Source organism: Nocardioides sp. (genome assembly GCF_031422975.1).
GTDB lineage: Bacteria > Actinomycetota > Actinomycetes > Propionibacteriales > Nocardioidaceae > Nocardioides.
The window spans coordinates 1-5,060 of sequence record NZ_JANPEO010000164.1; the positions used below are offsets into that span (position 1 = coordinate 1).

The window sequence follows — 5,060 nt, forward strand, 5'->3', positions numbered from 1 at the left end:
ATATATATATATATATATACCGAGAGGCCGGCGAGAGCATCCTTGGTCGCGGTGTAGAGCTCGTCGCTCAGCGGGATGAACTGACCGACCTCGGCGATGTCGGCGAGGTTCTCGATGTAGAAGTCGACGTACTCCGCGACGGCCGCGTTGTCGGCGTACGCCTTGTTGCTGACGTAGACGAACAGGGGACGCGAGAGCGGGGTGTACTCACCGGACTGGGCAGTCTCGGCGGAGGGCTCCACGCAGCCGTTGCCGCTGTCGATCGCGACGGCCTTGAGGGTGTCGGCGTTCTGCTCGTAGTAGGTGTAACCGAAGTAGCCGGTCGCACCCTCGGTGCCGGAGACACCCTGGACGAGGACGTTGTCGTCCTCCGAGGCCTCGTAGTCGGTGCGGGTGGCGGGCTCGTCGGCGTCGGGGTCGACAACCTCACCTGCCATGTAGTCGTAGGTGCCCGAGTCCGTGCCGGGGCCGAAGAGCTTGATCTCCTGGTCGGGGAAGTCGGGATTGATGTCCTGCCAGTTGGTGACCTTGGAGTCCGGGGCCCACAGCGCGGTGAGCTCCTCGACGGTCAGGCAGTCCACGTCGAGGTCGGGGTGGACGACCACGGTGAGGGCGTCGGTCGCGACCTGGAGCTCGGTGTACTCGATGCCGGCCGCGTCACACGCGGGGCCCTCGAGGTCCTCGTCGGTCTTGATCGGTCGCGAGGCGTCGGAGATGTCGGTCTTGCCGGCGCAGAACGCCTCGAAGCCGCCACCGGTGCCGGACTCACCGACGGTCACCTGGACGTCGGGGTTCTGCTCGTTGAGAAGCTCCTGGGCAGCGACGCTCATGGGGAACACCGTAGACGAGCCGTCGACCTTGACGGAGCCACTGGCAGCGGAGCCATCGGCGGCGTTGTCGGAGCCGGCGTCGCCGCCACCGCAGGCGGCAAGCGTGAGAACGAGGGCAGCCGCGCCGGGGACGAGCGCGCGGTGGAAGGAAGTGCGGTTCACTTCGGTACTCCTGATGTCTGTGTATGAGGCTGACACCAGGGAAGGTAGGTAGCCGAAGTGACCGTCTGCATCGGCCTCGATGAACGGCCGGTGAACTGAAGAGGGCTGCTCGGCCACATCTGCCGGTAACCGAGACGTCCGTCACATGAACAAGCCCGGTTCACCTTGACGTGGCCGACGTTAGGGCGTAGCGACATGGCGTCACACCGGCACACGGTCGGCCGCCACCACGACGCCCTTGCGGTGGTGCACGACCAGCAGCTCGGCCGGCTCCAGCTTCACGTCCGCCAGGCCGAGGGGCTTCAGCACCACGGGCAGCACGGGTCGATGCGTGCAGAGCACCGCGCTGGAGTCGGCCGCGAGCAGCGTCTCCACCAAGTCGTCGATCACCGGCACCGACACGTCCTCCTCGCTGAGCTCGTCATAGGAGTGCAGCGGCCAGCCCGTGGTGTGGACGTACGGCGTGACGGTGGCCACGCAGCGCACGCTGGAGGAGGAGTGGACCTCGGTGACGCCGAAGGCGGCCAGCACCGGGACCAGCCGTTGCGCCTCGTTCTCGCCGGCGATGAGCAGCTGTCGTCGGCGGTCATCGCCCTTCCAGGAACGCCGCGATCGCGCGTGCCCGTGCCGGAGCACCAGCAGGGCACGGGACTTGCGTCGCAGTGGCCGGGCCTGGGCCAGGGTGTCCCGGTCATGGTCGTAGGTCAGCCGCTCGACCGCCTCGGCCCACGGCACCCAGGCGACCGCGTCGATCTCCTCGTTCACGCGGTAGCAGCTCACGTCGTCGTCCCCCTGCACGCGGGCGACCCAGTAGTTCACCGACTTCATCCGACCGCGGCCGACGTCATAGCGCTGCGTGCCGAGGGCGGGGCCAAGACGGATGTCCAGCCCGGTCTCCTCGGCCACTTCGCGCACGGCGGCCGTGGTCACGTGCTCGTCGGGATCGAGCTTGCCCTTCGGGAAGGACCAATCGTCGTATCGCGGGCGGTGCACCAGCAGGACGTCTCCACCCTTGCGGGTGACGACAGCTCCAGCAGCACGCACATCCGGGGCTGGCATGGGCGTTAGTCTCACACCACCAGCCGCCCCGTGAGGAGTCCCCCGTGCTTCGTCGTCTCCCCCGGCGCGTCGCGATGGCGCTCGCAGGCGCACTGACCGCGACCCTGGTGGCCGGCACCGTGGTCGGCATCCGGTGGTGGCACGAGGAGCAGCGCCCCGATCTGGCGCGGGCGACGTCCTACGCTCCGGCATCGACGGAGCGGATGTCGTGGACCGACTGGCAGGCCGTACGCCGCACCATCGGCGCGGACCTCGACGAGCACCCGTCCACGAGTGAGGTGACGGCTTTTCTCGACGAGGCGTTCGGCCGCGACCTCTCGACGTCATCGGCACTGGTCGAGTCGGCCCCGATCCTCAATGAACGGTTCGGCTTCTCCCCGGCCACCCTCGACTGGGAGCTGCTGGCGCAGGGGCCACAGGGAGCAGTGGACATCCTCGGCTTCCCCGACGACACCGACTTCGAGGCTCTCGCCGACACGCTGGAGTCGCTGGGCTTCGCCCGTCCCGACGACGAGCACGGGGTCTGGCTCGGCGGCGCCGACGTGCTCGCCCGGGTCGGCCCCGAGCTGACTCCCGAGCTCCAGTTCTTCGCGTTGCTGCCCGACGCCGGTGTCGTCCTCACCTCGGACACGCAGGGCTACCTCGAGGAGGCGATCCGGTCCGCGACCGGCGAGACCGAGCACCTCGCATCGGTGGACGACGTGGTGGAGGCGGCCGACTCGCCGCTGGCGGCAGCCGTCTTCACCGGTGACTACGCCTGCGAGCACCTGGCCATGGCGGCCGCGGACGACACCGACCAGGCCCAGGCGGAGGAGCTCGTCCGGCTGGCGGGCGGCGTGCACCCGATGACGGGCTTCGCGATGGCGACCCAACCCGGCGGCGAGATCACCGTGGGCATGTCGTTCGAGTCCGGCGACGTGGCACGACACGACGCCGACGCGCGCAGCGTCCTGGCGAGTGGTCCGGCTCCCGGCCAGGGCGGTGACTTCACAGACCGATTCGACGTGACGTCCGCGACCGCTCAGGGCCCCGTCGTGCAGCTCGATCTCCAGCCCGTCCCGGGCCAGTACGTGCTCTCGGACCTGAGCAGCGGGCCGGTACTCTTCGCCACCTGCTGACGCAGGCGGCGGCTCATCTCTCGCGCGGGCGCGGCAGCGGGACCTCGGAGCTCGGGGGCACCGGGGTCACGCCGAGGATGCGGTCGATCTCCTCCTGGCTGAGGTGCTCATCGGACTCACTGGCCGCAATGATCAGCGTGGTGGTGAGCTCGACCTCGCCGAGGAGGTCGTCATCTTCGAGGGTCACGTCGAACTGATCGTGCACAGAGCACCTCCAGTCGCTGACGATGAGGAGTCACCATGCCCAGTGGCAGGCGTCTCAAACCAATTAGAGCGCACTTTTGCCCCGACTACACCGAAGATGACCCGAACGGCAACGGGGCCCCACCCAGAAGGGTGAGGCCCCGTTGCGTTTGAAGTCCGAGACAGGTGCTGTCCGGCTTCGCGTGGCGATCAGACCGCGCGAACGTTCTCCGCCTGGGGGCCCTTGGGACCCTGGGTGACGTCGAACTCGACCTTCTGGTTCTCATCCAGCGACTTGTAGCCGTTGGACTGGATGGCGCTGTAGTGCACGAAGACGTCGTCGCCGCCGTCCTCCTGCGCAATGAAGCCGAAACCCTTCTCGGCGTTGAACCACTTCACGGTGCCTTGTGCCATTGCTGTGTTACTCCTGTTATCGGGCGAAAGATCGTCACTTCGACGATCCCGCATCAAGTGCGGTGACACGTCGCTCCGACTCACGGGACTGGCAGGCCCGAAGAAGAAACGCCGTTGGCTCACAAACTCCGCGGGCGTCTACCTGCTGGAACTTGCACCTGTTGCATGACACACACTATCAACTACCGCGCGAATCGAAACCTTCCCGGCTGACCCAATGCTCCGGGCGAGGTGAACATCGGGTGCCGCGAGCGCCGTGGGGCGGTGTTGTGCGGGAGAAGAGTGGGCCCTGTCGGGCTCGAACCGACGACCAGCGGATTAAAAGTCCGACGCTCTACCAACTGAGCTAAGGGCCCTCGCGGTCAGCCTATCGAGCCGTCTTCTGCCGCGGAGAAGGTGTCCGTACGAGGTGGATGCCCCGGTCCGTAGGCTGCGCGCATGAGTCGCTACCAGGTCGACGACGCAACGCTCGAGGACATCGAGGCCGAGCGGGCGACGTACACCCCCATCGCCGACGCAACCCGACAGCTGGCCGACCTCAGCATCCGCACGCAGGCCTCGCCCGCGGACGTGGGGCGCGCCCGCGAGCACCTCGAGGCCGCGATCGCGCTGCTGGGCAAGGACGTCATGGAGGGGTCGTACGGCGTCAGGCACTCCCGCATCGGCGTCACCCGGGCCTGGGGCAACGCGGTGGTCGGGGCCCGCAACCCGATCGCGCCGCCGCTGACGATCGTGCGCGACGAGGCTCGGGTGTGCTCGGAGTTCGAGCTCTCTGCGGCGTACGAAGGCCCGCCTGGTCTCGTGCACGGAGGCGTCCTGGCCCTGATCCTCGACCAGCTCCTCGGCGAGGCCGCGGCTGCCGCCGGCGCGCCGGGCATGACCGGGACGCTGACGGTGCGCTACCGCCGCGCAACCCCGCTGGGTGCGCTGCACGGCGAGGCCCACGTCGACCGGGTCGAGGGCATCAAGACGTACGCCGTCGGGCACATCGCAGACGCCGAGGGCGTCTGCGTCGAGGCGGAGGGCGTGTTCATCCTGCCCAGGTGGGCGCGGGGCGAGCAGACCGGTCCGACGAGGTTCGAGTAGCGCTCAGCGCTGCTCGGAGGGCACGCCGCGCGCACCGGTGTCGGTGAGCCGCGCCTGCTCGGCCGCCAGCGCCTCGAGCTCTTGGCGACGAGTCGTCTCCATGACCTCGCGGGCAGCGTCGTACGCACCGGGGGCCGACACCAGGTCGGTGGCGCCGCGCCGAAGACGCGCCAGGGCGGCCCGGGCGAAGATCTGCTGCTCGGTCGTC

6 protein-coding genes, 1 tRNA gene and 1 pseudogene are annotated in these 5,060 nt (G+C 68.5%); 2 read left to right on the forward strand and 6 right to left on the reverse strand.

The annotated features are described in order from the left end of the window. Together RMO85_RS05090 and RMO85_RS05095 are read right to left on the reverse strand one after the other, a co-directional pair. A partial coding sequence (locus tag RMO85_RS05090) for a PstS family phosphate ABC transporter substrate-binding protein (RefSeq protein WP_310526907.1) occupies nt 1–992 on the reverse strand: 992 nt, incomplete at its 3' end. 201 nt (nt 993–1,193) lie between these two features. Then, on the reverse strand, nt 1,194–2,051 hold the full coding sequence (locus RMO85_RS05095; RefSeq protein WP_310526916.1) for an NUDIX hydrolase: 858 nt from the start codon (nt 2,049–2,051) through the stop codon (nt 1,194–1,196). Between the two features lie 44 nt (nt 2,052–2,095). On the opposite strand from RMO85_RS05095, the gene RMO85_RS05100 reads away from it, so the two are divergent. After that, entirely contained in the window at nt 2,096–3,169 is a 1,074-nt protein-coding gene (locus RMO85_RS05100) for a hypothetical protein (protein ID WP_310526917.1), read from the forward strand. Between the two features lie 13 nt (nt 3,170–3,182). Here RMO85_RS05100 and RMO85_RS05105 read toward each other — a convergent pair whose 3' ends face one another. From RMO85_RS05105 to RMO85_RS05115, 3 genes are all read right to left on the reverse strand, one after another. Next, the gene (locus RMO85_RS05105; protein WP_310526920.1) at nt 3,183–3,356 is read right to left on the reverse strand and encodes a hypothetical protein; all 174 of its coding nucleotides are present in this window, start codon (nt 3,354–3,356) and stop codon (nt 3,183–3,185) included. Nucleotides 3,357–3,562: 206 nt separating this feature from the next. Further along, complete coding sequence (locus RMO85_RS05110) at nt 3,563–3,766, reverse strand: cold-shock protein (RefSeq protein ID WP_036491281.1); 204 nt, start codon at nt 3,764–3,766, stop codon at nt 3,563–3,565. 283 nt (nt 3,767–4,049) lie between these two features. After that, a tRNA-Lys gene (locus tag RMO85_RS05115) sits at nt 4,050–4,122 on the reverse strand. An 82-nt stretch (nt 4,123–4,204) separates the two neighbouring features. Between RMO85_RS05115 and RMO85_RS05120 the strand changes: the two genes are divergently transcribed. Continuing rightward, nucleotides 4,205–4,852: a PaaI family thioesterase gene (locus tag RMO85_RS05120; RefSeq protein WP_310526930.1), complete on the forward strand. Its 648-nt coding sequence runs from the start codon at nt 4,205–4,207 to the stop codon at nt 4,850–4,852. Between the two features lie 3 nt (nt 4,853–4,855). Here the strand turns inward: RMO85_RS05120 and RMO85_RS05125 are convergent. Further along, nucleotides 4,856–5,060, reverse strand: a pseudogene (locus RMO85_RS05125) (NAD(P)/FAD-dependent oxidoreductase); the annotation flags it as partial.